Genomic DNA, 26,411 nt, shown 5'->3' on the forward strand with positions numbered 1-26,411 from the left:
TGCGCGCTGCACCGCGCCCGGGACACGAGATCGCGCGAAGTCGACCCTACTCCATCACCGCGTGCTCCGGCCCCCGCGGCCTGCTTGCGCAGCGTGGCCTTGGTCGAGCCGATCAGGAAAGCGAGCGGGATGGTGCAGAGGATGAAGACCATCACCAGCTGGTAGTCGTGCGCGAAGGCAATGATCTGCGCCTGCACGCTGACCATTCTGTCGGCCATGGCGCGGCCGACGTCGGTGGACAGATTGATCATGCCGCTGACGCTGGGCATCTGCAGCGCGTGGTTGAACGGATTGACGTGCTCGGAGAGGATCGCATAGGTCCGCCGCGTGCCCTGCGTCAGCTCGGCGATGACGACGGAAATGCCGACCGAGCTCGCGACGTTGCGCACGAGGGTCAGCATCGCGGTGCCGTCGGTGCGCAGCTCGTTCGACAGCGTCAGGAACGCCACGGTTGAGAGCGGTACGAAGACGAGGCCGAAGCCGAAGCCCTGGATGACGCTCACGGTGACGATCTCCGGCACCTGGGTCAGGTCGGTCCAGCCGGTCATCTGGAACAGCGAGCCCGCGGTCAGCGTCAGGCCGGAGATGATCAGCGTGCGCGCCTCGAAATAGCGCATCATGCGGCCGACCAGCATCATGGCGAAGAAGGTGCCTATGCCGCGGCTCGCCAGCAGCAAGCCGGCGGTGATGATGGGATAGCCGATCACGTTCTGCATGTAGGGCGAGGCCAGCGCCATGGTCGAGAACAGCACGAGCCCCATCACGATCATGAACACGCAGCCGGTGACGAAGTTGCGATCCCGAAACAGCGCGAAGCGGATGAACGGGGTCGAGGTCGTGAACGAATGCGCGAGGAAGAAATAGAAGGCGACGGCCGAGACGATGAATTCCGCCAGGATCTCGTTGGATTCCAGCCAGCCCAATTGCTCGCCGCGGTCGAGCGCGAGCTGAAGCGCGCCGATCGCGATCGCCAGCGCGGCGAAACCGAACCAGTCGAATTTGAGGCTGAGATCCTTCCTGGTCTCGTCCATGAAGACGATCAGCCCGAGCACGGTGATGGCGCCGAACGGCAGATTGACGAAGAACACCCAATGCCAGGAATAGGTCTCGGTGAGCCAGGCACCCAGAGACGGTCCCATGATCGGGCCCATCATCACGCCCATGCCCCAGATCGACATCGCCTTGGCGCGCTCCTGGAGCGTGTAATAGTCGAGCATGACGGACTGTGACAGCGGCACCAGGGCCGCGCCGAACACGCCTTGCAGCAGGCGGAACAGCACCATCTGGTTGATGTCCTGCGCGAGGCCGCACAGCACCGAGGCCATGGTGAAGCCGGCCGAGCAGATGATGAAGATACGCTTGCGGCCGAAGCGGTTGGCGATCCAGCCTACCGGCGCGGTCATGATCGCCGCGGCGACGATGTAGGAGGTCAGCACCCAGTTGATCTGGTCCTGCGATGCCGACAGCGTGCCCTGCATGTAGGGCAGGGCGACGTTGGCGATGGTGGTGTCCAGCGCCTGCATGATGGTCGCGGTCATGGCGCAGATCGTCACCATGTTCCGGCGCAGGCCGGGGCACCATCAGGCTGGCATTGGCGTCGGACATCGGATCAGTCCTTGTCGCAGTCTCTCTTAGTCTTTGTCGTTGTCCTGGCCTGCGGTCGCCGACAGGCCGAACAAGCCGGCCAGCGAGCGCTTGTGGCCGGTGTCGATGGTGGCATAGACGCTCATGCCGGCTTTCAGCTTCCGCACATACTTGTCGGTCTCGTCGAAATAGATGCGGATTGGCACGCGCTGCACTACCTTGACGAAATTGCCGGTGGCGTTCTGCGGCGGCAGGATCGCGAATTGCGCGCCGGTACCGGGCGAGAGCGAGCCGATCTTGCCCTTGAACACGTGATTCGGAAACGCATCGACGACGAGCGTCACCGGCTGTCCTTCGGTGACGTAGGTGAGGTCGCTCTCCTTCGGATTGGCGTCGACCCAGGGATGGGCGACGTCGATGATGGAGAATACCGGCGTGCCGGCGGCGACATAGCGGCCGAGCTGGATCTGCTCGACCTGCGTCGCCACACCGTCCATCGGCGCGCGCAGTACGGTGTGATCGAGGTTGCGCTGGGCGTCGTCCAGCTTGGCTTTCGCCTGAGCGTAGGGCGGAAATTGCTCGAGCGGCAGGTCAGGGTTGCCGAGCAATTGGGTCTTTGCGTTCGAGAGCTGCTGCTTGATGTATTGCGCCTGCGCCCCGGCGGTGACCAGCGCATTCGACGCATTGTCGAGATCGAGCTGCGAGCCGAAATTGTTCTTCACCAGCGCCTGCTTGCGCTCGACGTCGCGCTGCTTCAAATCAATGCCCTGTTGGGCCAGATTGAGCATGTCGCCGTAGATCTTGATGTTGGCGACCAAGTTGTCGTAGGTCGTGCGCGCCTGCGCGAGCTGCGCCTTGGCCTCCACCACCGCCAGGCGGAACGGAACAGGGTCGATCTCGAACAGCTCGTCTCCCCGCTTGACCGACTGGCCTTCCTTCACGACCACCTTCAGGATCTTGCCGGAGATGTCGGGCGTCACAAGCACCTTCTGCGCGCCGACATAGGCGTCGTCGGTGCCGACATAGCGGCCGCCATTGAGATAGAAGGTGAGGCCCCCGATGGCGGCGACGACAGGCAGCACGACCAGGAGCAGGAAACGGCGATAGCGGCGCAGGCCCGCCATCAGGCGCCGGCGCGGATCGGCGCCGGCTTTCTTCGCCGGCTTGCCGCTATCGCTCTTCTGCTCGGGCTGGAACTTGAGGACCTGATCAGCCATAGCGCTGCTCCTTGCGCGCTTGTTCCGCACCGCTGGCCTGGCTCGCGGTCCGCACGTTTTCCTTGATGGTTTCGAGCTGGGTGAGGAGACGGTGGGCATCCGCCGGATTGATGCCGTCGAGCGCGTTGGCGGTGATTTCGGACCTGAGCCCGCTCATCCGGCCGAGCAGCTGCCGGCCGGCCTTCTTCAGGTAGAGGCGCTTGACGCGGCGGTCCGAGGCGTCGCTGCGCCGTTCGAGCCAGTCATTGTCGCAGAGCTTGTCGATCAGGCGGGTTAGCGTGATCGGCTGCACCTCCAGGAGTTCGGCAAGCTCCGACTGCTTCATGCCCTCGCTGCGCTCCACCTTGGCCAGCACCGCCCATTGCGCGCGTGTTATGCCGAACCGAGACGCCTCCTTGTCGGCATAGACGCGCAGCAGGCGGTAGAGTTCGGAGAGCGTAAACAGGAAGTTCTGGTCGACGGACCCGCGGGTCATGAGCTTTGTCTCCAATAAGCAGGAGATATAATAAGCAAGCTTATGATTATTTCCTGGCGGATTATCGGGTGGCTGTCCCGCAACGCCGGCATGGCTGGCAGCCGTTCGCAGTGTCGTGCTTTGGGTTCCCGAGCCGAAATGCTAAAAGATCGGTCGCATGACCCTCGCAAACCCGGTATTTCCCGCGCCCGATCACGATCACCGCCGCTGCACCGCGGATGCGCTCGCGCATGCCGAGGCGGTCTGCGAGCAGCGTGCGCAGAAATTCACGCCAATTCGCCGTCAGGTGTTGGGGGCGCTGCTCTCCAGCCATCGCCCGCTCGGCGCCTATGAGGTGATCGACGAGCTCGCCAAGTCGATGGCGCGGCCGGCACCGATCACGGTCTATCGTGCCCTCGATTTCCTGATGGCCAACGGCCTCGTGCACCGCATCGAGAGCCGCAATGCCTATCTCGCCTGCGCCGCCCACGACCACGACGTGACCTCCGCGGTGGCGTTCCTGATCTGCGAGCGCTGTGGCCTCGTCGGTGAGATCCCGTCAGCGTCCTTTGCCGGGGACCTCAACGCCGCCGCGCGCAGTTCGGGCTTTGCCCCCAAATTGTCCGTGGTGGAGATCACGGGCGTCTGCGCCCATTGTCAGAAGACTGCATAGACCAACAACGGCGCAAAGCCGGTATTCGGGAAGAAATGTCCTCAGCTCAAATCGTGCCCTCCGCCGCACGCCCGCTCAGTGCCGGTGCCATTGCCCTGATGCTCATGCTGTGCCTGACCTGGGGGTTCAACCAGATCGCGGTGAAGCTGGTGCTGCCGGACATTCCGCCGATGCTCCAGGCCGCCATCCGCTCGATGGGCGCGCTGCCGGTGCTGTTCATCATCGGCACCCTGCGTGGCGTCAATTTCTTCGAACGCGACGGCACCTGGAAGCCCGGCCTGATCGCCGGGCTGATGTTCGGCATCGAATTCGTGCTGATCTTCCAGGGGCTGCGTCTCACGTCTGCTTCGCGTGCGGTGGTGTTCCTCTACACGGCGCCGTTCTTCGTCGCGCTCGGCTCCTACCAGGTGCTTGGCGAGCGTCTTGGCGGCTCGCAATGGCTGGGATTGGCCATCAGCTTTGCCGGCGTCGCCCTCGCGATCGGCGTGCCGCAGCCCAATGTCGATTCGCATGTTCTGCTCGGCGATCTCATGATCGTCGGTGGCGCCGCGTTGTGGGCTGCGACGACGCTGGTCGCCAAGGGCACGCGGCTGCGCTTCGCCGCGCCCGAGAAGGCGCTGGGCTATCAGGTCGCCACCTCGATCCCGATCCTGGGGCTGGCGGCCTGGCTGTTTGGCGAATCGATCACGCACATGCCGGCACCGCTATCGCTCGGCTTGATGGCATTCCAGGCGATCTGGGTGGTGGGAACCACGTTCACCCTTTGGTTCGCGCTGGTGAAGGCCTATTCGGCCAGCAAATTGTCGGCTTTTACCTTCATCACCCCTTTGTTTGGCGTGGTGGGTAGCTATTTCATCATGCACGACACCCTGAGCCTGGCATTCGGAGCCGCCGCGGTCCTTGTAATTGCTGGGCTTTTTCTGGTTAACCGTCCGAGCCAAGTGGCTGCGGCGCCGCGTGATGCATTGCTGAACGTCACCAAAACCTGATATTTGGACCCCATGAACAAGCTCGAAAACCCTCTCGATTCAGACATCGCGGGCCCGGCGCCCCGGCACCGGACCATCCAGGTCAAGGTCGGCAACGTCGCCGTGGGTGGCGGTGCGCCGATCGTCGTGCAGTCGATGACCAACACCGACACCGCCGACATCGACGGTACCATCGCCCAGGTCGCAGCGCTTGCGCGCGCCGGCTCCGAAATGGTCCGCATCACCGTGGACCGCGAGGAGGCCGCTGCCGCCGTTCCGCACATCCGTGACGGCCTCGCCAAGCGCGGCATCACGACGCCCCTGATCGGCGACTTCCACTATATCGGCCACAAGCTGCTTGCGGCCTATCCGGCCTGCGCCGAGGCGCTGGCGAAATACCGCATCAATCCCGGCAATGTCGGCTTCAAGGACAAGCGCGACACCCAGTTCGCCGACATCATCGAGATCGCGAACAAGAACAGCAAGCCGGTCCGCATCGGTGCCAATTGGGGCTCGCTCGACCAGGAGCTTTTGACCAAGCTGATGGACGAGAATGCCGCGTCGGCCAATCCGCGCGACGTGCGTGCGGTGACCCGCGAGGCCATGGTGCAGTCCGCACTGCTCTCGGCCGCGCGCGCCGAAGAGCTCGGCATGCCCAAGGACCGCATCATCCTCTCCGCAAAGGTCTCGGCGGTGCAGGATCTCATCGCGGTCTACCAGGATCTCGCGTCGCGCTCCGACTACGCCATCCATCTCGGCCTGACCGAGGCCGGCATGGGCTCGAAGGGCATCGTGGCGTCCTCGGCCGCGCTCGGCATCCTGCTGCAGCAGGGCATCGGCGACACCATCCGCATCTCGCTGACGCCGGAGCCCGGCGGCGACCGTACCCGCGAGGTGCAGGTCGGCCAGGAGCTCTTGCAGACCATGGGCTTCCGCACCTTCGTGCCGCTGGTTGCGGCCTGCCCCGGCTGCGGCCGTACCACTTCGACCACGTTCCAGGAACTGGCGCGCTCGATCCAGGATTTCATCCGCGACGAGATGCCGACCTGGAAGACGAAGTACCCTGGTGTCGAGGAGCTCAACGTCGCGGTGATGGGCTGCATCGTCAACGGCCCCGGCGAGTCCAAGCATGCCAATATCGGCATCTCCTTGCCCGGCACCGGCGAAGCGCCGGCTGCGCCGGTCTTCGTCGACGGCAAGAAGTTCCGCACGCTGCGCGGCCCGACCATCTCTGCCGACTTCAAGGCGCTGGTGATCGACTACATCGACCAGCGCTACGGCCAGGGCGCCAAGGTGCCGGCGCCCGCGGCGGAGTGATTTCACTCCGCCAGCGCTCCATGCTCCGCTGTCGTCCCTGCGAAAGCAGGGACCCATAACCACAAGGAGTGGGTTGGCGGAGATTCGGAGTTACCAAATCTCTTCTTGTGGTTATGAGTTCTGGATCTGCGTTGCGCTTGTCCGGGACGACGAGTGTGTTTGCAGCGCAGTTTGCGTATCCGCCGTCGCGCGCTACGATGTCCCCAATCAACAACGATCGGGAGACACGCCATGAGCTCACTCGCCGGCAAGCAGGGTCCGCGCTATCGCCACACGGCTGAAGACGGCGCGCCCTACGAGACGCTTCAGGTCGAAAAGCTCACCCCCATCATCGGCGCGGAAATCTCGGGCGTCGACATCGGTGAGCTCGTCGAGGGCGATGCCCGCTCCAACCGGCAGATGGACGAGATCCATCGCGCGCTTGCCGAAAACCTCGTGATCTTCTTCCGCGACCAGCACATCACGCCGCAGCAGCACCTCGCCTTCGGCCGCAAGTTCGGCGAACTACACTTCCATCCGGCCGCGCCGCACGAGGACGAAGATCCGGCGCTGATGAAGATCTACGCCGACAAGAACTCGCCGCGCGCGAACGGCGAGGGCTGGCATTCCGACGTGTCCTGCGATCTCGAGCCGCCGATGGGCTCGATCCTCTACATCAAGCAGTGCCCGCCGCGCGGCGGCGACACGCTGTTCGCCAACATGTACGCGGCCTATGAGGCGCTGTCGGACCGCATGAAGGCCTATCTCGACGGGCTCACCGCGCTGCACGATGGCGAACCGATCTATCGCGGACTCTACGCCAATTACGGCGTCGCCGACCGTCCCTCGTATCCGCATGCCGAGCATCCCGTGGTGCGCACGCATCCGGTCACGGGCAGGAAGGCGCTCTACGTCAACCGCGGCTTCACCCGCCACATCAACGGCCTCCCGCGCGACGAGAGCGATGCGATGCTGGCCTATCTCTACCAGCACGCCGAGAACCCGCTGTTCCAGTGCCGCTTCCGCTGGACCGAGAACGCCATCGCCTTCTGGGACAACCGCTGCACCCAGCACCGTGCAATGTGGGACTACTGGCCGCACACGCGCTCGGGCACGCGCGTGACGGTGAAGGGGGAGCGGCCGATCTGACCTCTCTCGTGCCCGGGACACGAGCGTTATCTTGCGTTGACGCACTCCAATTCCCGCGCCAATCTTCCCGAAAACAAATCGCGGGCTTCGTCGTCGTCCCGCGGGTCGCGGCAGCGGAGTAGAGCTTGGGGCAATCGCGCAGCATCATCGCCGGGCTGGTCGCGTCGATCCTGCTGTCGTCGCTCGCCCTTGTCGATGCCGGCGAGGCTGCTGCCGCGCGAAAGATTACAAGACCCAGGCCGTCGCCACCGGCCAAATGCGAGATGCCGAAATTTAAGATCGTCGTGGACGTCGGGCACACCCCCGACTCCTACGGCGCGTTGAGCGCGCGCAACGATCCAGAGTTCGGCTTCAACTTCCGCCTCGCGAGGCTGATCACGGCGAAGCTCAGGTCCGAAGGCTTCGCCGACACCCGCCTGCTTGTCACGGACGGCAAGGCACGGCCGAGCCTGTTCAAGCGCATCAGTGCCGCGAATCAAGGCCGGGCCGATCTGTTCCTGTCGGTGCATCACGATTCGGTGCCGGACAAGCTGCTCGAGACCTGGGAGTTCGACGGCGCTAAGAGCTATTTCAGCGATCGTTTTTCGGGGCACTCGCTGTTCGTGTCGCGGCAGAATCCGCACTTCGCCACCAGCCTGATGCTGGCCCGGATGATCGGCGGGCAGTTGAAGGAGCAGGGCCTGCGCTACGCCAGCCAGTATTCCCTGCCGGTGATGGGCCGCTACCGGCGCCAGCTGCTCGACAAGGACGTCGGCGTCTATCGCTATGACGGGCTCGTCGTGCTGTCGCGGACGAGGAGCGCCGCGGTGCTGCTCGAGGCCGGCTCGATCATCAATCGCGACGAAGAAATGGAGCTGAATTCGGCGGAGCGGCACGAAGCGGTCGCGGGCGCCGTGGCAGCTGCAATGAGGGAGTTTTGCGAGAGGCGGTAGCGAGTTCGGCTTCGGTTGGTCATTGCGAGCGCAGCGAAGCAATGTAGATTCTCCGCGGAAGGACTCCTGCTTGCTTCGCTGCGCTCGCAATGACGAGAAGCTACAGCGGCATTCTCCGATACTCCCGGTTTGCCAGACTTGCCTCCTCCAGATCCAAATCACGTTCGATTCGCCGCCGCGTTTCGTCGGTGATCTGGCCCTCGCGCAGGAGGTTGTGGATGAATTTTCTTTCGGCGGCGATCAACTCGCGGGTCAGCGCGGTACCGGCGGCGGAGACGTCGTGGTGGTTGGGATCGAGCGAGTCCGGGAGCTGGTTGACGCGGATATCGTGCCGTGCGCGCATCAGCCGCATCACTTCTTCGGATACGTCCTTCTGCGCGGTCAGTACGTCCAGCGATTTCAGCGCGGCGTCGAGCGCCTGGCGGCGGGCGGCGATCTCGGCCTCGTGCTCGGCGGCATGCTCGTGGCGGCCGGCCTCGGCGACGCCGAGCCAGCGCACGACCGGCGGCAGCGTCAGGCCGACGCCGATCAGCGTCACGAAGATGACGCCGAAGGCGACGAACAGGATCAGGTCGCGATACGGAAAGGCCTCGCCATCAGGCAGCGTGAACGGCAGCGCCAGCGCGGCTGCCAGCGACACGGCGCCACGCACGCCGGTGAAGGCGAGCACGAACGGCCATTGCCATGGCGGCGACGGGTCGCGCTTGCGCAGCGACTTGCTGAGCATCCGCGGCAGGTAGGTCGCTGGATAGAGCCAGGCGAAGCGCGCGATCACGACGATGACCAGGACGACGGCTGTCGCGATGAGAATGTCGTCGAGCGGGAAAGACTTCGACTTCTCGTAGAGCGCGCGCATCTGGAAGCCGGTGAGCAGGAACAGCATGCCCTCGATCAGGTAGATCACGAGATCCCAGAAGAAGATGCCTTGCAGGCGTGTTGCCGACGAGATCAGCAGCGGCCCGTTCCAGCTCACATAGAGGCCGCAGGCGACGGTCGCGATCACGCCGGAGCCGCCGACATGTTCGGGCAGCCAGTAGGAGACGTAGGGTGTGATCAGCGACAACGTCAGCTCGACCTGCGGATCCCCCGACCATTTGCGGAAGCGCAAGGAGAGCCAGCCGACGCCGATACCGAAGGCGATCTCGCTGGCGACGATCAGGAGGAACTCGCCGGCCGCGAGCGGCAGCGAGAAATGTCCGACCATGATCGCGGCGAGCGCAAAGCGGTAGAGGATCAGCGCAGTGGCGTCATTGGCCAGCCCTTCACCCTCGAGGATGACCAGGAGCCGGCGCGGCATGTTGAGCCGGCGCGCGATCGCGAGCGGCGCCACCACGTCGGGCGGCGCAACGATGGCTCCCAGCAGGAAGGCGACGGTCCAGGGCAGGCCGATCATGTAGTGCGTGGCGGCCGCCACCATCGCCGCGGTGAAGATCACCGCGCCGACCGCGAGCAGCACGATCGGGCGTAAATTGTTCCTGAACTCGCGCCAGCTCATGGCGACGCTCGCCGAGTAGATCAGCGGCGGCAGGACCATCAAGAGAACCAGTTCCGGCGGCAGCTCGACCGGCGGCATGCCCGGCACGAAGGCCAGGCCGACGCCGGCCAGCATCAGCAGAATGGCCGGGGCGACGTTGAAGCGGCGCGCGGCCAGCGCCACGCCCGCCAGCACGGCAAGCAGGATGAGAAAGGTCTGAAATTTCGCTTCCATGATGGCCTGTCTTGACCCGGAAGCGCGCACAAGGTCAATGCGGCGCTGCTCACGCCAGCTGGCCGGCGACCATCCGTCCAATCTGCGCAAAACAAAGTCGCGATCTGCGCCGCATTCGGCGTGCCGCCCTGGGTATAGGCCGCGATCAGGATCGGTGCATCCGGCTTCGGCCAGACGACAGCGATATCGCCCGACGCATCCTTGCCGTTATTGCCTGTCTTGTCGCCGATCTTCCAGCTTGCCGGCAGGCCACCACGCAGCCGGTTCGCACCGGTCTTGCAATTCACCATCCAGTCGGTCAGTTGGAGGCGCGATTGCGCCGACAAGGCTTCGCCCAGCACCAGCCGCCGCAGATTACCCGCCATCGCCGCGGGTGTCGTGGTGTCCCGGGGATCGCCGGGTCGTGAGCGGTTGAGCTCTGGCTCGTTGTGGTCGAGCCGCGAGGTGGTATCTCCGAGCGATCGCCAGAATGCAGTCAGCGCGGCGGGCCCGCCGATCCGCGCCAGCAGCAGATTGGCGCAGGTGTTATCGCTGAGCTCGACGATCGCCTTGCACATCTCGCCGACCGACATCTTGCCGGCCGCGAGATTTTGCCTGGCAACCGGCGCATACTCCAAGAGGTCGGCCTGACCGTAGGGGATCATGGCCTCGAGTTGCTCCTCACCGCGATCGACCCGCGCCAGCACGCAGGCGGCAAGCGAAGCCTTGAATGTCGAGCACATGACGAACCGCTCGTCGGCACGCCAGGTGAGTTTCCTGCCAGTCGCGAGATTCTCCGCATAGAGCCCGATGCGCCCGCCGCTGTCGCGCTCATAGGCTTCGAGTTCGGCCGGCGCCTCCGCGGCAAGCGCGGGAGAAGCGGCGATCCAGCACAGGGAGGCGAGCAGGGAGCGGCGATCGACAAGCATGGGAGACCTTTGGCGTGGGTCAGACGGTGTAGGGATGTAGCGGACGCTTTATCCGCACCGCCATTGCGAGCGGAGCGAAGCAGTCCAGTCGCCTCCGCGGCGAGATTCTGGATTGCTCCGCTTCGCTCGCAATGACGAATGGAGAACGAGTGCGACAGATTTCGGGCAGCGGAAGATCGGGAGGACTCACTCCCGCAGGTCGTACCTGTACGATTTCGACACGATCTGCCAGCCGTCGGCGAGCTTCATCGCCACCAGATAGTCGGTGAAATAGCGCGGCGGCAGCTGGCAGCGCACCTTGATGAAGGCGGTCTTGTCGTCGGACCGGTCGATGGTGACGATGAAGTCCTCGCGCGGCTTGCCCTCGGCCTTGGCCGAGGCGCGCTTGCGAACGCGATCGAGCCAGTCGGGTACGGTCAGAACCTGGAGCTCGCCCTTCTCGACCCAGCGCAGATCGGCGGAGGGATGGAAGATGGCGCCGAGCTTTTCGGCGTCGCCCTCATAGAGCCCGTCAAAATAGGATTGCACGACGGCTTCGACGCTCGACCGGTCCTGGTTCATGAGTCATTCCTTTGCATGATGATGCGGGGCGAACTTAGTCGTACATGTCAAAATGCGCTATGGGTCTGTGGGCCGTTTTGCGCGAAGGCAATCGTCATGACCGGATCATACAATTCGAACGCTCGTATCCTCGCCGGCGAATGCTATTGCCGCGCTGTGCGCTTTGAAGTGGCGGATGCGTTCTCCTACGCGATGAACTGCCACTGCTCGAACTGCCGTCGCACCACCGGAGCCGCCTTCAAGCCGTTCGCCGGCATCGCGCAAGACAAGCTCCGCATCGTCCAGGGAGAGGACCAGCGGATGATTTTCGGCGACGATACCACCCATGATGCGCATTGTGCCCGCTGCGGCTCACTGCTCTATTCCCGGGTGCGTGAAGGACAATGGGTCCATGTCGCCATGGGAACCCTGGTCGACGCCCCCTCGATCCGGCCGAGCGCCCATATTTTCGTCGGCTCGAAAGCGCCCTGGCACGAGATTACGGACAATCTGCCGCAATATCGAGGGCACATCGGGGTTGTCTGAGGGAAGCCGGGAGCGCGCGGCCATTCGTCGGCGAACCGCGACCGCGCTGGCGCGACAAACACAGGGGTTTTTCGGCCTGTCGTCGGCGTCCTATTCGTGACCTCAATTACAAGCGCCGGGTGGATGTTGCTAAATTGGTCCCAAAGGGCCCGAGCGGCCCGGAACCATCGGAAGTCGTGTCATGCCCAGTTTGCTCAGACTTTGTCCGCTTTTGGTCGTCCTCGGCCTGCTGTTCGGCGCCGGGCCCGCTTTGGCCGGAAAGCGCGTCGCGCTGGTGCTCGCCAATTCGGCCTATCAGCACGCTCCCTCGCTCGCCAATCCCGTCAATGACGGGGTGGTGATGGCGAAGATGCTGAAGGAGGCGGGCTTCGATCTCGTCGAGTCCCGGCACGATCTGTCGGCGCTGGATACGCGTCGCGTCTTGCGCGACTTCGCCGACGCAACCCGGGATGCCGATATCGCCGTGGTCTACTATGCCGGCCACGGCATCGAGGTCGAGGGTTCGAACTATCTGATTCCCGTCGACGCCAGGCTCGAGCGCGACACCGATGTCTACGACGAGGCGCTCACGCTCGACCGCGTCCTGGTCGCGGTCGAGCCTGCAAAGCGGCTTCGCCTGGTGATCCTCGATGCCTGCCGCGACAATCCGTTCGGCAAGAGGATGAAGCGTACGATTGCCGCGCGCGCCATCGGTCGTGGTCTCGCCCAGGTCGAGCCGAGCAGCCCCAACACGTTGATTGCCTATTCGGCCAAGGCCGGGTTCACGGCGCAGGACGGCGACGGTGCCAACAGCCCGTTCACGGTCGCGCTGTCGAAGCATCTGACGACGCCGGGCCTCGACGTCCGCCGCGCCTTCGGCTTCGTGCGTGACGAGGTGCTCAAATCGACGGGCAACAAGCAGGAGCCGTTCGTCTACGGTTCGCTCGGTGGCGAGGACGTCCCGCTGGTGCCGGTCAAGGTGGCGGTCGTAGCGCCGGCGGCGAATCCCCAGGCCGATATCCGCCGGGACTACGAGCTCGCGCTCCAGGTCGGCAACAGGCCGGCGTGGGAAGCGTTCCTCGCCCAGCATCCCGAGGGATTCTATGCGAGCCTCGCCAAGCTCCAGCTCGAGAAGATTGGCGCCGAGCAGGCTCATGCGGCTGCCATCGAGAAGGCAAAGCAGGCCGAGGCCGAGCGCGATCGTCTCGCTGCGCTCGGCGCGCAGAAGGATGCGCAGGCCAAGGCTGCGGCCGATGCGAAGGCCGCCGAGCAGGCCCAGCTTGCCGCCCAGAAAGCCAAGGAGCAGGCGCAGCAGCAGGCCGCCGCCGCCGAGCAGCAGCGCGTCAATCTCGCTGCTGCGGTCCCGAGCGCTGCGCCGGCCAGCACCGCAAGCCCCGCCGGCACCAACGTCGCCTCGCTGACCCCGGCGACCGCGCCGGTCGATCTCAACCGTTCGGTGCAGACCGAGCTCGGCCGCGTCGGGTGTTTCTCCGGGCAGGTCGACGGCAACTGGAATACGTCCTCGCAGCGATCGCTGTCGCAGTTCAACCGCTATGCCGGCACCAGGCTCGACGTGACGGTGGCAAGCACCGACGCGCTCGATACGGTCAAGGCCAAGCAGTCTCGCGTTTGTCCGCTGGTGTGCGAGCACGGCTTCAAGGCTGATGGCGACAAATGCGCCAGGATCGTCTGCCGCGAGGGTTATGCGGTCAACGATGACAATGAATGCGAGAAGCAGCGTGCGGCCAAGCCGGCCAAGCCTGCGACCGCGAAGCGCGACGACGGCGACGAGCGTCCCGCACGGCAGCGTCGTCAGTCTGGCGGGGCGGCGGGTGGCTATGGTGCCGCTGCCGGCATTGCTGCTGCTGGCGCCGGCCGCGCGACGAGAGGCGGGCAGGTCTACTGCAACAACACCGGTTGCCGTCCGGTCCATCGCGGTTGCCGTCTCGAATATCGCGGCGGCGGCGGCCCCGGCTACGACGCCAATGCCGAGGTGTGTTACTGACCGCTACTTTCTGGGTCGTCCCATCGAAGGCCGGGACGACGGATTATTTCGAGATTGCGCTCGCCGCGATGTTCACCGTCAGCGCCAGCAACGCCGTGTTGTAGATAAAGGACACGATGCCGTGCGCCGTCGCGGTGCGGCGAATGGTCTTGTCGGTGATGCCGACGTCGGAGACCTGCGCGGTCATGCCGATCACGAAGGAGAAATAGACGAAATCCCAATAGTCGGCATGGTCTTCCTTGTCGCCGCTCGGAAACTGAAGGCCACCTGCCGTACCGTCGCGATAATAATCATGCGCGTAGTGCAGCGCGAAGGTCGTGTGCACCGCAGCCCATGACAGCACGATGGTGATGATCGCGATCGTCAGCTCCAGGCCGCCGCGCTGCGGCGTGCCCAGCTCGGAGACGATTGCCGCGATGCTGGCGAAGGCACCGGTCGCTGTGACGAGCAGGATCACGAATCGGCCGTCGTCCTGCATCGCAGCGGCGCGACGGATGTGCCGGTGGTCGTTGCAGAGCATCATCGCATAGACCAGCCCGAGATAGACCGCGATCAGCGCGTCCCATCCGAACAGGAGCCGCGTCACCAGCCGGTGCGTGCCCGGCACAAGCAGGCCGACGAGGATGCCGGCAGCGAGCGCAATGAACGTCCGCGGTCGTGCATAGAGCAGCCGCATCGGCCGCGACATCTGGCGGAAGCGGACAAGAGCGGGATCCTCTTTGCCGCGGGCCGCCATCGGCGCGCGTCAGTTCTTCCGCTCGGCGACGAATCGCGCGGCGGCCTGCAGCACGGCGGCGCGGTCGCCGAAGATCGACACTGCGTTGTCCGCGCGCGCGAGCAGATCGCGCACGCGCTGCTTGGCGCCTTCGATCCCGAGCTGGGTGACGAAGGTGGTCTTGCCGAGCGCGGCATCCTGGCCCGACGGTTTGCCCAGCGCGGCCGCATCGCCCTCGACGTCGAGCAGATCGTCGGCGATCTGGAAGGCTTCGCCGAGCGCGCGTCCGTAATCGTCGAGCGCCTGATATTCCTTTTGCGAGGCCTGGCCGAGAATCGCGCCGGCGATGCAGCCGTAACGCAGCAGCGCGCCGGTCTTCATCTGCTGAATGCGGGCGACATCGATAGGCTCGTTGCCGCCGAAGCGGCCTTCTCCGGCGAGGTCGAGGATCTGGCCGCCGACCATGCCGCCGATGCCGGCGCAGCGCGCCAAAGCGCGCGTCAGCAGCAGCCGCACATTGGCGTCGCGATGGATCTCGTCGCGGGTGATGATGTCGAAGGCGAGCGTCAGCAGGCCGTCGCCGGCGAGGATCGCGGTCGCGTCATCGGTCTTCTTGTGCAGGGTGGGGCGGCCGCGGCGCAGGTCCGAATTGTCCATCGCCGGCAGGTCGTCATGGATGAGCGAATAGCAGTGGATGCATTCGAGCGCCGCGCCGGCGAGCAGGGCCGCCTCGCGCGACACGCCGAACACGGCGGCGCTTTCGACCACCAGGAACGGCCGCAGACGCTTGCCGCCATTCAGGCTTGAATAGCGCATTGCGTCCATCAGTCGCTTGGGCCGGGCGATCTCGTCGTGCAGGATGTCGTCCGACAATAGCCGCCCGAGCAGGGCCTCGGTGTCATCAGCGGTCTTGTCCAGACGTTTGGCGAAATCGGACGGGGACGTGCCGGTCATCAAGAAGGGCTCCAGAACTAAAATTCGGCCGGACAATCCTTTATGCGCCCGCGCCAGTCAATCGTTTGGAAGGGCTAAAAAGTGCTGGAAAAGGCCCGAATTATCACAGACTTAATGGCTCAGCCGTGGGCCTCGTTTCATTTTGCGCCGGAAAGGTCGACTTGCGCATCGTCAAAATCCTTCTCCTGGTGCTCGTGGTCGCGGCTCTCGCGCCCTATGTGATCGCGCCGTTCTACCGCACCGGCCATCCGGTTTCGACGCTGATGGCCTGGCGTTCGCTCCGGGGCGCGCCGATGCAGCGGACGTGGATCGATCTTGCTGACATGTCGCCTTATCTGCCGCGCGCCGTGGTGGCGGCCGAGGATGCCCATTTCTGCAAGCACCACGGCATCGATTGGGGCGCGTTGCGCGAGGCGATCGACGATGCTCAGGAGGATGGCACGCCGTTCCGGGGTGCCTCCACGATCACCCAGCAGGTGGCGAAAAACCTGTTCCTCTGGCAGGGGCGGGATTTCGTTCGCAAGGCGCTGGAATTCCCGCTGGCGCTCTGGATTGATCTCGTCCTGCCCAAGCCGCGGATCCTGGAGATTTACCTCAACATCGCCGAGTTCGGTCCGCAGGGCCAGTTTGGCGTCGAGGCGGGCAGCGCCTATGCCTTCGGCAAATCGGCCGCCAGCCTCTCCCTGCGGGAGGCAGCCCTTCTGGCCTCGATCCTGCCGAATCCGGTCAAACGCAGCGCCAGGACCCCGGGGCCGGGCGTCCGGCGGCTGGCGGCAACCTATATGGCGCGGGGGCAGGCGAGCTCGCTTGCGACCTGCTGGCGCGAAAATCGCTGATTTTGGCCCATTCCGGGCGCATTTTCCGGCCCAAGAGCCTAGCTTTACGGCCAGCCTTCCTCTATAAGCGCGGCCTTGATCGGCATTCAGCTCGCCTCGTATTGCGGGTGCTGAGCCGTCCCTTCGCGGACGATGCCCTGATGACACCAATCCCTAGAGGATATTGAAATGGCCGTTCCGAGAAGAAAAACCTCGCCGTCGCGCCGCGGCATGCGCCGCTCGGCTGACGCCATCAAGAAGCCGACCTATGTAGAGGACAAGGACTCCGGCGAGCTCCGTCGTCCGCACCATCTCGACCTCAAGACCGGCATGTACAAGGGCCGTCAGGTCCTGAAGAAGAAAGAGTCCTGAAGGCAGGACCTTTCCTCAGGCGGGATGATTGAACCCGCGTGATTTCGGCCAACCCATGAGCTAGACGGTGACGGCGGCGGGGCAAATGCTTCGCCGCTGCATTGCTCTGTCCGGATATCTTGATCGAGAAGGCATCTCGCCGATGGTCGGTTTCCCGCTGCTTCTGATTCCGCTCGCGGTCTACAACATCATCGCCTTCCTGATGCCCAGCGTGTCCTTCTCGGACGTGCTGTTCAATGTGCCGATGATCACGGGCGAGAGCTGGCCGGTCACGCTCGCCGATCTGCTGCTCGCGCTCGGCGTGGTGCTGCTGCTGCTCGAAGTGGTCAAGGGCGCGCGGCCAGGCTCGAAATTCCTGATGGATCATTTGCTGTCGCTGATCGTCTTCGGGGCGGCCGCAGCCGAATTCGTGATGTGGCCCAAATTCGGCAACTCCACCTATTTCCTGCTGGTGCTGCTGGCGATGGCCGACTTCCTCGCCGGCATTGCCCAGCGCACGCGTCGCCGCGTCACCTATGTCGCCGAGACGACGGTGCCGGCGCCACGCAAGGCCAAGCGCAGGGGTGAAGCGCCGGCGGAAGATGCGGAGGCCGCCTCCAGGTTCGAGCCGGTGATTGCGCCGCAGCCGGCGCCGGCGGCGCCGCCCGCACCCTCGGCGCAATCCGTCGCCGAATCCGTGCTGATGGATCATCCTGCGCCAAAGCCGGTGCAGGGCTCACCCTCGCCGGAAATTTCCTCGCCCCATCTTCAGCCGGGCAACGGCTCGCCGTCGTCCCCTGACGCGCCGCCACGCTGACCGAGCGCGTCGACCTCTTCCGCAAGCGGGGAGAGGCGCGGCAAACGTGAGGCGAAAATTACCCCTTAAGCCGGCTTACGCCACCTGCCGCGTCCGCGCGCTGACGCTTCCCAATGGCCGCTTGCTGCCATAGGCCGTCCTCGCGTCTTCGGAAGAGGCCCGGCGGAGTCGGCTGGTCTGGGACAGATGTTCTGCGTTGGCGATGAGCTGGGTGACGAAGCTCGGATCGGGGCGGGGCAGCGGCGCCTTGTGAACCCACTGCAACGTCGGCATCAGCGGCACCAGGGCTGTGCCTGCGCCGTTCTCAGCCGCGTCCGATCGATCGGTACTCAACATCGCAATCACCGTTGATCCGGCGAGATTGTCGCGTTTCGGGACGCAGGCGCCGGTGCGAGTCCTGTACTCGCAAGGCCTATGCCGCGCGGGCCGGTTTGGTTCCCCACGTCTGGGAAACGTGGTTTCCAAATTGTTTATCAACTTTGCCTAGGGTCGGGGGCGAATCTGGCTCTATCCTGTGCCGGCCCAGGACTTATCCACTGTCCCAGAACGAGGCGATTTTGACCCCCGCATTGCCGCAAGCCTCCGACATCCTGGCCGCGCTCGGCCAGGCCGTGTTCGCCTGGGACATCGCCAGCGATGCCATCGTCTGGGGTGAGCAGGTCGCCAGCATCTTTCCCGGCATCCCGGCCGAGCGGCTCGCGACCGGCGCCGAATTCGCCAAGCTGATCGAGCCCGCGCAAACGCTGCGGACCGCAGCCCTGGCGCAGACCTCCGCCGTGCACGGCGTCGGCGGTACGCCTTACCGCGTCGAGTACGGCGTGCGCATGAGCGCCTCCGATCCCGTGATCTGGGTCGAGGAGACCGGCCGCTGGTTCGCGGGCCCCGATGGTCGCCCCACACGTGCGATCGGCTCCGTCCGTATCAATAATGAGCGCCACGCCCGCGACGAGGAACTGGCCAAGCTGGCCCGGCTCGATCCCCTGACCGGCGAGCTCAACCGCTCCCACCTGCTGGCGGCATTGGCCGAGGCGATCGAGGAGACGACCCGCTTCCGCTCGACCGCGGCCTTCATGCTGGTCGGCATCGATCATCTCGCCCGCGTCAACGACGCCTTCGGCTTCGATGTCGCCGACGCCGTGATCCTGGATGTCGCCAAGCGCATTCGTTCGCGCCTGCGCGGCGGCGACGTGCTCGGGCGCTTCTCCGGCAACAAGTTCGGCCTGATCCTGAAGAACTGTACCGTCGACGACATGAACGTCGCCGCCGAACGTTTCCTCACCGGCATCCGCGACGAGGTGGTGCCGACGAAATCCGGCCCGGTCTCGGTCACCGCCTCGATCGGCGCGGTCAGCCTGCCGCGCTATGCCCGCAACACCGATGAAGCGGTCAACCGCGCCCATGAAACGCTGGATGCCGCCAAGCGCCGCCGCGCCGGCTCGTTCGCTGCGTGGCGCCCGGATGCCGCGCGCGACGCGCAGCGCCGGGTCAACATCCGCGTTACCGACGAGATCGTCACTGCGCTGAACGAGCGCCGCATCAAGCTCGCCTATGAGCCGGTGGTCTCGGCCAGCTCGCGCGAACGCGCCTTCCACGAGTGCCTGGTGCGGATGGACCAGGGTGATGGCCAGGTGCTGCTCGCGCCCGACATCGTGCCGGTCGCCGAGCGGCTCGGCCTGATCCGCCTGGTCGACCACCGCGTGCTCGAGCTCGTGGTCGCCGAGCTCGCCGCTGCGCCCAACATCTGCCTCAGCCTCAACATCTCGCCCGATACGACGATGGATCCGGACTGGTGGGCCGGGATCGAGTCGCTGATGCTGGCCCATCCCGGTGTTGCCGAGCGGCTGATCGTCGAGATCACGGAGACGGTCGCGATCCAGGACATCGACGACGTCCGCGGCTTCGTTACGCGGCTGAAGAATTTCGGCAGCCGCATCGCCATCGACGATTTCGGTGCCGGCTACACCTCGTTCCGCAACCTGCGCAAGCTCGGCGTCGACATCGTGAAGATCGACGGCGCCTTCGTGCAGAACGTCACCCGCTCGGCCGACGACCGCGCCTTCGTGCAGACCCTGATCGACCTCGCCCGCCGCCTCGACATCAAGACGGTCGCCGAATGGGTGCAGGACGAGGAAGCCGCAAGCATGCTGCGTGAGTGGGGCTGCGACTACATCCAGGGCCGCCTGATCGGGCTCGCCTCAGCCGAGCGGCCGTGGGGTACGTCTCCGGACAAACTGCCTGCGGCAAGCTGAGGAATTGTAGGGTGGGTTAGCCGTAGGCGTAACCCACCACTGTTGGTCTCCGCGGAAGCGGAAGAGGTGGATTACGCCTTCTAATCCACCCTGCGAATCTCCTCACGCGCCTTCGTCCAATGCCACCAGCTCGCGCTTCTTGCGCAGCGACGGCAGCAGCGGCGCGATCAGCAGCACGAGCGCCAGCGTCAGGCACACCCCCGAGATCGGCCGCTGTACGAAGGTCCAGAGATCGCCTTGCGACAGGATCAGCGACTTGCGTAAGTTATTCTCCATCATCGGCCCCAGCACGAAGGCGAGCACCAGTGGCGCCGGCTCATAGCCCAGCTTGCGCATGAAATAGCCGATGATCCCGAACGCGATCATCACATAGACGTCGAACACGTTGTTGCTCGAGCAATAGACGCCGAGGATCGTGAACAGGATGATCAGGGGAAACAGGATGTTGTAAGGCAGCTTGAGCAGCTGCACCCACATGCCGATCATCGGCAGGTTCAGGATCAGCAGCATGACGTTGCCGATATACATGCTGGCGACGATGCCCCAGAACAGGCCGGGGTTTTGCGTGATCAGCAGCGGTCCCGGCTGCAGGCCGTGAATGACGAATGCGCCGAGCAGCAGCGCCATCACGACATTTGGCGGGATGCCGAGCGTCATCAAGGGAATGAAAGCCCCGCCCGCGGCGGCATTGTTCGCCGATTCCGGTCCCGCGACGCCTTCGATCGCGCCATGCCCGAAACGCTCGGGCGTCTTCGACAGCCGCTTCTCCAGCGCATAGGAGGCGAAGGACGCCACCACCGCGCCGCCGCCCGGCAGGATGCCGAGGAAGAAGCCGAGGATCGTGCCGCGGCCGACCGGACCTGCGCTCGCCTTCCAGTCCTCTTTGCTGGGCAGGAGATGGGTGATCTTGGCGTTGATGATGTCGCGCTTGATGGCCTGCTCGGTGTTGAGCAGCACTTCGGCGACGCCGAACAGGCCCATCACGACGGGCACGAGGCCGATGCCGTCGATCAATTCCATGCGGCCGAAGGTCAGCCGCGGCTGCGCGGTGATGCTGTCGAGCCCGACCAGCCCGAGCACGACACCGATGCACGCCATCAGCAGTGCCTTCGGCATCGATCCCTGGGTGAGGAAGGTGAGCACGACGAGGCCGAGCACCATCAGGCTGAAATACTCGGCCGGGCCGAAGGCGATGGCAATGCTGGCAAGCTTCGGCGCCACCAGCATCAGGGCGATCAGCGCAAACGTGCCCGCGGCGAAGGAGCCGAAAGCGGAGATGCCGAGGGCGGGGCCCGCACGGCCCTGCTTCGCCATCTGGTGGCCGTCGATGCAGGTGACGACGGAGGCGGCCTCGCCGGGGATGTTGACCAGGATCGAGGTGGTCGAGCCGCCATACATCGAGCCGTAATAGATGCCGGCCATCATGATGATGCCGGATTCCGGTGTCCCCGACAACGTCACGGGCAGCAGCAGCGACATTGCCGAGATCGGCCCGATGCCCGGCAGCACGCCGACCAGCGTGCCGATGAAGACGCCGATGAAGCAGTAGAGCAGGTTGATCGGCAGCAGCGCGACGCCGAATCCATGGGCCACATTGACAAGCGTATCCATGCGATCAACCGATCCCGAACAGGCCTGAGGGCAACTGGATCAACAGCAGCCGCTTGAGCACCCACCACATGCCTGATGGCACCAGCACGGCGATCGGGACTGCCAACGTCCAGCGCACCGGATCGATCAGCCGCAACAGCAGCAGTATCAGCGGGATCGACGACAACAGGAATCCCAGCGGCTCCAGCGCGAACGAGAATGCGGTGAGGCAGGCGATGACGAGAAGCGGCTTGCTCCAGCGCACATTCTCCCAGCGCGAGGCCAGTGTCGGACCGCCCTCGGTGACGGCCGAGACGATGATGGCGCCTGCGAACACGCACATCAGGATGCCCGTATAGAACAGCACGTAGCCCGAGCCGGGATCGTTGATGGTGCCGAGCCTGAGCTTCAAGCCCGACCAGATCACGAAGCCGCCAAGCGCGAGCCCGATCACCCCGCCCCAGAGCTCGGAATTGCTGAGGCGGAGCTTGACGTTGGTTTGGTTGCTCATCGATTCCCTCTCGTGCCCCGGACGCGGCGCAGCACCGTAAGTGCGTTCACTCGCGTCTTCAACGCGCTATGGTGATGCGCCGCCGAGCCGGGGCCCATGAAGTTGGGCAAAAGGTGGGGTCCCGGCTCTGCGGTGCAGCGTTGAAGAAGCGCTGCACCGCGTCCGGGACGCGTAAGTAGCTCAGCTCTACTTCTTCGCAAGCCCGAGCGTCTCGATCACCTTGCGCTCGGAGGCCGTGACCTCGACGACGAACTTCTTGTAGTCCTCGGTGTTCTTGTAGTTCGGAACCATGTCGTATTTGGCGAGCGTCGCCACGACTGCCGGGTCTTCGATCGCCTTCTTGAAGGCATCGTGCAGCTTGGCGACGATCTTGGGATCCATGCCCTTCGGGCCGGCGATGCCGAACGGGGAATCATAGACCATGGGATAGCCGAGCTCCTTCAGCGTCGGCACATCCGGGTAGTTCGGCGAGCGCGCGCCGGTCCAGACCATCAGCAGCCGCAGCTTTCCGGCGTCGACCAGCGGTCGCCATCCCGTGGAATCAGCCTGGAGCATGGTGTGCTGTCCCAGCACGGCTGCGTTGGTCTCTGCGCCGCCCTTGAAAGGGACCTGCGTCAGCTTGATGCCGGACATCGAGGCGATCTGCTCCATGCCGATATGCAGCGAGGTGCCGGCACCAGGCGTGGCGTAGGTCACCTTGCCCGGGTTCGCCTTGGCGAACTCCACCACGTCCTTCCAGCTCTTGAACTGAGACTCCGCACTGGTCGTGACGCCGAAAGTGTAGCCGGTGAGATGGACGATGTAGCTGAAATCCTTCGCCGGATCCCACGACACCTCCTGCATCAGCGGCAGACGGAACACCGTGATGGGGATCTGCGAGATGGTGTAGCCGTCAGGCTTCGCGGCCGCCGCCATGGTCGCCGGTCCCACCGTGCCGCCGCCGCCGGCCTTGTTGTCGATCACGATCGGCTGACCCAGGATCTTCGAGGCGCTGTCGGCGATCGCGCGCATCGAGATATCGGTCGATCCGCCGGCCGGCCATGGCACGATCAACGTGATCGGCTTGCTGGGATAGTCCTGCGCACCGGCGGCAGTGGGGAACAATGCGCCCATGACAGCGTACGCCGCGGCAAATGCGATCGTCTTCAGCCCGTATCCCGACATCGAAACGCCTCCCTTGCAGCGGCCCCTTTGGGCCACCGCCTCTTGTTCTTGTGAGACGATTGTTCCTGAAATCGAGGGAGAAGAAAAGCGCATTGCGCGGACCGCGCGCGGCGATCGGTGGGGCCATGCCGGCAGAGCCGGCACATGCGACAATTCGTCGTTCGGCCGCGTGCCGAGAGGCGGAATTTGAGGGGAGAGGCCGTTAGGCCACGCGCCGGACCATGTTCAGCGTCTCGATGGTGCGGCTGACCTCCGATGCGAGACACGGCTTGCCGAAATAATAGCCTTGCACGGCAGTGCAGCCGCATTCGCGAACGAAATCGAGCTGCTCCTCGGTCTCCACCCCCTCCGCCGTGGTCTCGACGCCGAGCACGGAGCCGAGGCTTGCGATCGTTCGGACGATGGCAACGCTCTCCGGGCTTTCGCCGAGCGTGCCGACAAAGGAGCGGTCGATCTTGATGCGGTCGAAGGGGAACTTGCGCAAATAGCTCAGCGAGGAATAGCCGACGCCGAAATCGTCGAGGCTGACGCGCACTCCCAACGTGCGGAGCTGGTGCAGGATCTCGATCGTCGCCTCGCTGTCATCGAGCAGCGCCGTCTCCGTGACCTCGAGCTCCAGCCGCTGCGGCGGCAGGCCGGCTTCCGCAAGTGCGCTCGTGACCATCGCCACCAGCCCGCGCGAGCGGAACTGCACCGGGGACAGGTTCACCGCGACGGTGACATCGGGCCAGGACGCGGCGGCCGCGCAGGCCGTGCGCAGCACCCATTCGCCGATCGGTACGATCAGCCCGTTCTCCTCCGCAATCGGAATGAACTCGGCCGGAGAGACGAAGCCGCGCGAGGGATGTTTCCAGCGCAGCAGCGCCTCGAAGCCGGTGAGCTCGCAGGAATCGAGCCGCATTTGTGGCTGGAACACCAGGTGGAATTCACGTCCTTCCAGCGCGCCAACCAGATCCTGCTCCAGCGCGTGCCGGCTGCGCGCCTCTTCCTCCATCTCAGGCTCGAACAGCTGATAGGCTCCGCGCCCCTTGGCCTTGGCCTGGTACAGCGCGAGGTCGGCGCATTTCATCAGCTCGTCGGCATCGAGCCCATGGTCGGGTGCGATCGCGATGCCGACGGAGACGCCGACATGGATCGACTGACTCTCCAGCGGCGGCGGATGACCGATGATGTCGACGAGGCGGCGGGCGAGTTCCTCGGCCGATTGCGGCTGCGGTCCGCGCTGGAGGATGGCGAACTCGTCGCCGCCGAGGCGGGCGACGGTATCGTGCTCGCCGACATTCTCCTTCAGACGCGCTGCGACCCAGCGCAGCAGGCGGTCGCCTGCGGCGTGGCCGAGGCGATCGTTGACGGTCTTGAAGTTGTCGAGGTCGAAGCACAGCACGGCCATGGCGCCGCCGGCGATCGCGACCTGGTTCAGTCCTTCGCCCATCTTCTCGCGGAACAGCGTGCGGTTGGGCAGGTCGGTGAGCGAATCGTGCTGCGCCATATGCGCCACCCGGGCCTGGGCCTTGTGACGCTCGGTGACGTCCTCGTAGGTGACGACCCAGCCGCCGTGATCCATCCGCTTGTGATTGAGCTTGATGATGCGGCCGTCGCTCAAGTGCCGGTGCAACGTGTGCTCGCCCTCGCGCAACCTCTCGACATAATCGGCATAGAGTTTGGCGCCGGTCATGTTCGGATGGATGCCGAGCTCGCAGCCGTACTCCATGATCTCTCGCATCGAGACGCCGGGCTTCACGATCTCCGGCGACAGCCCGTACATCTCGAGAAAACGGCGGTTGCAGACGATCACGCGCAGGCTCGAATCGAGCATGCACAGGCCCTGGCTCATGTTGTTCAGTGCAGCGTCGAATCGCCGATATTGCTCGCTCAGCTCCTCGACCGCGTGCTCGCGCTCGGTGATGTCCTCATAGGTGGCGACGAAGCCGCCCTCTGCGAGTGCGCAGTAGCGCACCGACACCACGGTGTCGTTCGCCATGCGTCGGCGCATTGGCGAGGAATCGCGGTTCGCAATGCTCGTGCAGGCGGCTTCGAGGAGCTGTTGCGGACTGTATTCGGAGGAGAATGCGCCCTTCGCCATCGAACGCTCGATCAGCTCGGCGAGATGCGCGCCGGGCCTGGTCTCCTCCGGCGACAGCCGGTAGATCTTGCGGTAGGTGGCGTTGCAGACGCGAAGGCGCATGTCGCTGTCGTAGAAGGCGAGCCCGTGCGCCATGTTCTCCAGCGCCGCATCGAGGATGAAGTTCTGCTGCCTCAGCGTTTCCTCGTATTGCAGCCGCTCCGTGACGTCCTCGTGCACCGTCACCCAGCCGCCGTCGGGCAGGAAGCGGGAGACCGCCTGGACCATCCGTCCGTCGTAACGCATCACCAGCAGGGTTTTCGCCTTCCTGCGGCGCACGTCTTCCAGCCGGCTTTCGTAAAATTCGTCGTTCGACATGCCCGGCAGGTTGCCGCGCGACATCCAGTGCTCAATCACCGCACAATGCGGGACGCCCGGCTTCACGATCTCAGGATCGAGATCGTAGAGCTTCAGGAACCGTTCGTTGCAGAGGACGACGCGGCTGTCGACGTCGTACATGATGAGGCCATGCGACATGTTGGCGAGGGCGTGCTGGCTCCGCTCGGTCTGCACGCGCAATTCCGCTTCGAGCCGGGCGAGGCGGCTGACATCGTCGCAGATCGTCATCCAGCCGCCGCCGGGGAGTGGCTTCAGATCGAGCGACATGACGAGGCCGCTCGCAAGCCGCTGCTCGGTCCGGAATGGCTTGCCGGCGGCGATCTGCGCGATCCGCGCCGAATACAACGCGTCGAGCTCGCTTTCCGGAAAGTTGCCACGCCGCGCGCTATGCGCGAGCACCTCACGGTAGCTCGTGCCGACCCGCACGATGTCGGCAGACATGTCGAAGAAGGAGAGGTAACGTTGATTGACCAGCAAGATGCGATTGTCGGCGTCGTAGACGCAGACTCCCTGCTCCATATGGTCGAGCGCGAGTTGGCTCAGCGCGACCAGGGCGTCCGGGCCCTGCTCGCTGTGTGCAGCAAGCTCTTCGTCGCGGCTCGACGTCATGGGGTCGGCGGGACCTCGGCAGGCAATAGGTTCAACGCAACCTAATTCAGCCGCCGACGGTAGCGAAGAGGCTGGAAAATTCCCTTAAGCGCAGTAGTTTATGGAGGGTGACCGGCGATGCAGAGATGCGACGAAATAGGAGGGCGCCTGCAAAAGTCGGCCGAGGTGTCGACACTTATCGCGGTGTCGTCTCTGCGAGCGCACTGGTGCATGCAC

General features: G+C 64.8%; 22 protein-coding genes and 2 pseudogenes. 11 read left to right on the forward strand and 13 right to left on the reverse strand.

The annotated features are described in order from the left end of the window. Nucleotides 1-46: 46 nt before the first annotated feature. The 3 genes and pseudogenes from ABIA42_RS34915 to ABIA42_RS34925 form a co-directional block, all read right to left on the reverse strand. Nucleotides 47-1,605, reverse strand: a pseudogene (locus ABIA42_RS34915) (MDR family MFS transporter). Between the two features lie 26 nt (nucleotides 1,606-1,631). Then, nucleotides 1,632-2,801, reverse strand: a complete 1,170-nt coding sequence (locus tag ABIA42_RS34920; RefSeq protein WP_370116630.1) for an HlyD family secretion protein — start codon at nucleotides 2,799-2,801, stop codon at nucleotides 1,632-1,634. Then, nucleotides 2,794-3,276 (reverse strand): MarR family winged helix-turn-helix transcriptional regulator, encoded by a 483-nt coding sequence (locus ABIA42_RS34925; RefSeq protein WP_271528024.1) that lies wholly within the window; start codon nucleotides 3,274-3,276, stop codon nucleotides 2,794-2,796. The genes ABIA42_RS34920 and ABIA42_RS34925 overlap by 8 nt, the downstream gene beginning before the upstream one ends. Before the next feature lie 157 nt (nucleotides 3,277-3,433). On the opposite strand from ABIA42_RS34925, the gene ABIA42_RS34930 reads away from it, so the two are divergent. From ABIA42_RS34930 to ABIA42_RS34950, 5 genes are all read left to right on the forward strand, one after another. Continuing rightward, nucleotides 3,434-3,928 carry a Fur family transcriptional regulator gene (locus tag ABIA42_RS34930; protein WP_271528025.1) on the forward strand — a complete coding sequence of 165 codons (495 nt, stop codon included), beginning with the start codon at nucleotides 3,434-3,436 and terminating at the stop codon, nucleotides 3,926-3,928. Nucleotides 3,929-3,963: 35 nt separating this feature from the next. Continuing rightward, nucleotides 3,964-4,917 carry a DMT family transporter gene (locus ABIA42_RS34935; protein ID WP_370123761.1) on the forward strand — a complete coding sequence of 318 codons (954 nt, stop codon included), beginning with the start codon at nucleotides 3,964-3,966 and terminating at the stop codon, nucleotides 4,915-4,917. Between the two features lie 12 nt (nucleotides 4,918-4,929). Then, nucleotides 4,930-6,213, forward strand: coding sequence for a flavodoxin-dependent (E)-4-hydroxy-3-methylbut-2-enyl-diphosphate synthase (gene ispG, locus ABIA42_RS34940; RefSeq protein ID WP_370116626.1), 1,284 nt, complete (start codon nucleotides 4,930-4,932; stop codon nucleotides 6,211-6,213). A 231-nt stretch (nucleotides 6,214-6,444) separates the two neighbouring features. Beyond that, nucleotides 6,445-7,341, forward strand: a complete 897-nt coding sequence (locus tag ABIA42_RS34945) for a TauD/TfdA dioxygenase family protein (protein WP_370116623.1) — start codon at nucleotides 6,445-6,447, stop codon at nucleotides 7,339-7,341. A 125-nt stretch (nucleotides 7,342-7,466) separates the two neighbouring features. Next, nucleotides 7,467-8,273, forward strand: coding sequence for an N-acetylmuramoyl-L-alanine amidase (locus ABIA42_RS34950; protein WP_370116620.1), 807 nt, complete (start codon nucleotides 7,467-7,469; stop codon nucleotides 8,271-8,273). A 100-nt stretch (nucleotides 8,274-8,373) separates the two neighbouring features. Here ABIA42_RS34950 and ABIA42_RS34955 read toward each other — a convergent pair whose 3' ends face one another. From ABIA42_RS34955 to ABIA42_RS34965, 3 genes and pseudogenes are all read right to left on the reverse strand, one after another. After that, complete coding sequence (locus ABIA42_RS34955) at nucleotides 8,374-9,981, reverse strand: Na+/H+ antiporter (RefSeq protein WP_370116618.1); 1,608 nt, start codon at nucleotides 9,979-9,981, stop codon at nucleotides 8,374-8,376. A 49-nt stretch (nucleotides 9,982-10,030) separates the two neighbouring features. Continuing rightward, nucleotides 10,031-10,889: pseudogene (gene bla / locus ABIA42_RS34960) on the reverse strand (class A beta-lactamase). Nucleotides 10,890-11,075: 186 nt separating this feature from the next. Next, on the reverse strand, nucleotides 11,076-11,450 hold the full coding sequence (locus ABIA42_RS34965) for a nuclear transport factor 2 family protein (protein WP_194390451.1): 375 nt from the start codon (nucleotides 11,448-11,450) through the stop codon (nucleotides 11,076-11,078). Nucleotides 11,451-11,546: 96 nt separating this feature from the next. Here ABIA42_RS34965 and ABIA42_RS34970 point away from each other — a divergent pair, with 96 nt between their 5' ends. Both ABIA42_RS34970 and ABIA42_RS34975 read left to right on the forward strand, forming a co-directional pair. Continuing rightward, a complete protein-coding gene (locus tag ABIA42_RS34970; protein WP_271527447.1) occupies nucleotides 11,547-11,975 on the forward strand; it encodes a GFA family protein in 429 nt (142 codons plus the stop codon). Nucleotides 11,976-12,156: 181 nt separating this feature from the next. After that, complete coding sequence (locus tag ABIA42_RS34975) at nucleotides 12,157-13,959, forward strand: caspase domain-containing protein (protein WP_370116612.1); 1,803 nt, start codon at nucleotides 12,157-12,159, stop codon at nucleotides 13,957-13,959. Nucleotides 13,960-14,002: 43 nt separating this feature from the next. Here ABIA42_RS34975 and ABIA42_RS34980 read toward each other — a convergent pair whose 3' ends face one another. After that, entirely contained in the window at nucleotides 14,003-14,695 is a 693-nt protein-coding gene (locus ABIA42_RS34980; RefSeq protein ID WP_370116610.1) for a DUF1345 domain-containing protein, read from the reverse strand. 9 nt (nucleotides 14,696-14,704) lie between these two features. Continuing rightward, entirely contained in the window at nucleotides 14,705-15,628 is a 924-nt protein-coding gene (locus ABIA42_RS34985; RefSeq protein WP_370116607.1) for a polyprenyl synthetase family protein, read from the reverse strand. Between the two features lie 161 nt (nucleotides 15,629-15,789). On the opposite strand from ABIA42_RS34985, the gene mtgA reads away from it, so the two are divergent. From mtgA to ABIA42_RS35000, 3 genes are all read left to right on the forward strand, one after another. Then, nucleotides 15,790-16,464 carry a monofunctional biosynthetic peptidoglycan transglycosylase gene (mtgA, locus tag ABIA42_RS34990; protein WP_370116604.1) on the forward strand — a complete coding sequence of 225 codons (675 nt, stop codon included), beginning with the start codon at nucleotides 15,790-15,792 and terminating at the stop codon, nucleotides 16,462-16,464. Nucleotides 16,465-16,632: 168 nt separating this feature from the next. Next, nucleotides 16,633-16,815: a 50S ribosomal protein L32 gene (gene rpmF, locus ABIA42_RS34995; protein ID WP_007598106.1), complete on the forward strand. Its 183-nt coding sequence runs from the start codon at nucleotides 16,633-16,635 to the stop codon at nucleotides 16,813-16,815. A gap of 142 nt (nucleotides 16,816-16,957) precedes the next feature. Continuing rightward, entirely contained in the window at nucleotides 16,958-17,611 is a 654-nt protein-coding gene (locus ABIA42_RS35000) for a hypothetical protein (protein ID WP_028176806.1), read from the forward strand. Between the two features lie 75 nt (nucleotides 17,612-17,686). On the opposite strand, the gene ABIA42_RS35005 is transcribed toward ABIA42_RS35000, so the two are convergent. After that, nucleotides 17,687-17,947, reverse strand: a complete 261-nt coding sequence (locus ABIA42_RS35005) for a hypothetical protein (RefSeq protein WP_194390444.1) — start codon at nucleotides 17,945-17,947, stop codon at nucleotides 17,687-17,689. Nucleotides 17,948-18,168: 221 nt separating this feature from the next. Here ABIA42_RS35005 and ABIA42_RS35010 point away from each other — a divergent pair, with 221 nt between their 5' ends. Continuing rightward, nucleotides 18,169-19,860: an EAL domain-containing protein gene (locus tag ABIA42_RS35010; RefSeq protein ID WP_370116601.1), complete on the forward strand. Its 1,692-nt coding sequence runs from the start codon at nucleotides 18,169-18,171 to the stop codon at nucleotides 19,858-19,860. 102 nt (nucleotides 19,861-19,962) lie between these two features. Here ABIA42_RS35010 and ABIA42_RS35015 read toward each other — a convergent pair whose 3' ends face one another. The 4 genes from ABIA42_RS35015 to ABIA42_RS35030 form a co-directional block, all read right to left on the reverse strand. Next, nucleotides 19,963-21,471, reverse strand: coding sequence for a tripartite tricarboxylate transporter permease (locus tag ABIA42_RS35015; protein ID WP_370116598.1), 1,509 nt, complete (start codon nucleotides 21,469-21,471; stop codon nucleotides 19,963-19,965). A gap of 4 nt (nucleotides 21,472-21,475) precedes the next feature. Further along, nucleotides 21,476-21,961 (reverse strand): tripartite tricarboxylate transporter TctB family protein, encoded by a 486-nt coding sequence (locus ABIA42_RS35020; protein ID WP_370116596.1) that lies wholly within the window; start codon nucleotides 21,959-21,961, stop codon nucleotides 21,476-21,478. A 186-nt stretch (nucleotides 21,962-22,147) separates the two neighbouring features. After that, a complete protein-coding gene (locus ABIA42_RS35025; protein ID WP_271527436.1) occupies nucleotides 22,148-23,125 on the reverse strand; it encodes a tripartite tricarboxylate transporter substrate binding protein in 978 nt (325 codons plus the stop codon). A 202-nt stretch (nucleotides 23,126-23,327) separates the two neighbouring features. Next, complete coding sequence (locus ABIA42_RS35030; RefSeq protein WP_370116592.1) at nucleotides 23,328-26,195, reverse strand: PAS-domain containing protein; 2,868 nt, start codon at nucleotides 26,193-26,195, stop codon at nucleotides 23,328-23,330. Nucleotides 26,196-26,411 lie beyond the last annotated feature (216 nt).

Source organism: Bradyrhizobium sp. USDA 327 (assembly GCF_041262065.1).
Lineage (GTDB): Bacteria > Pseudomonadota > Alphaproteobacteria > Rhizobiales > Xanthobacteraceae > Bradyrhizobium > Bradyrhizobium liaoningense.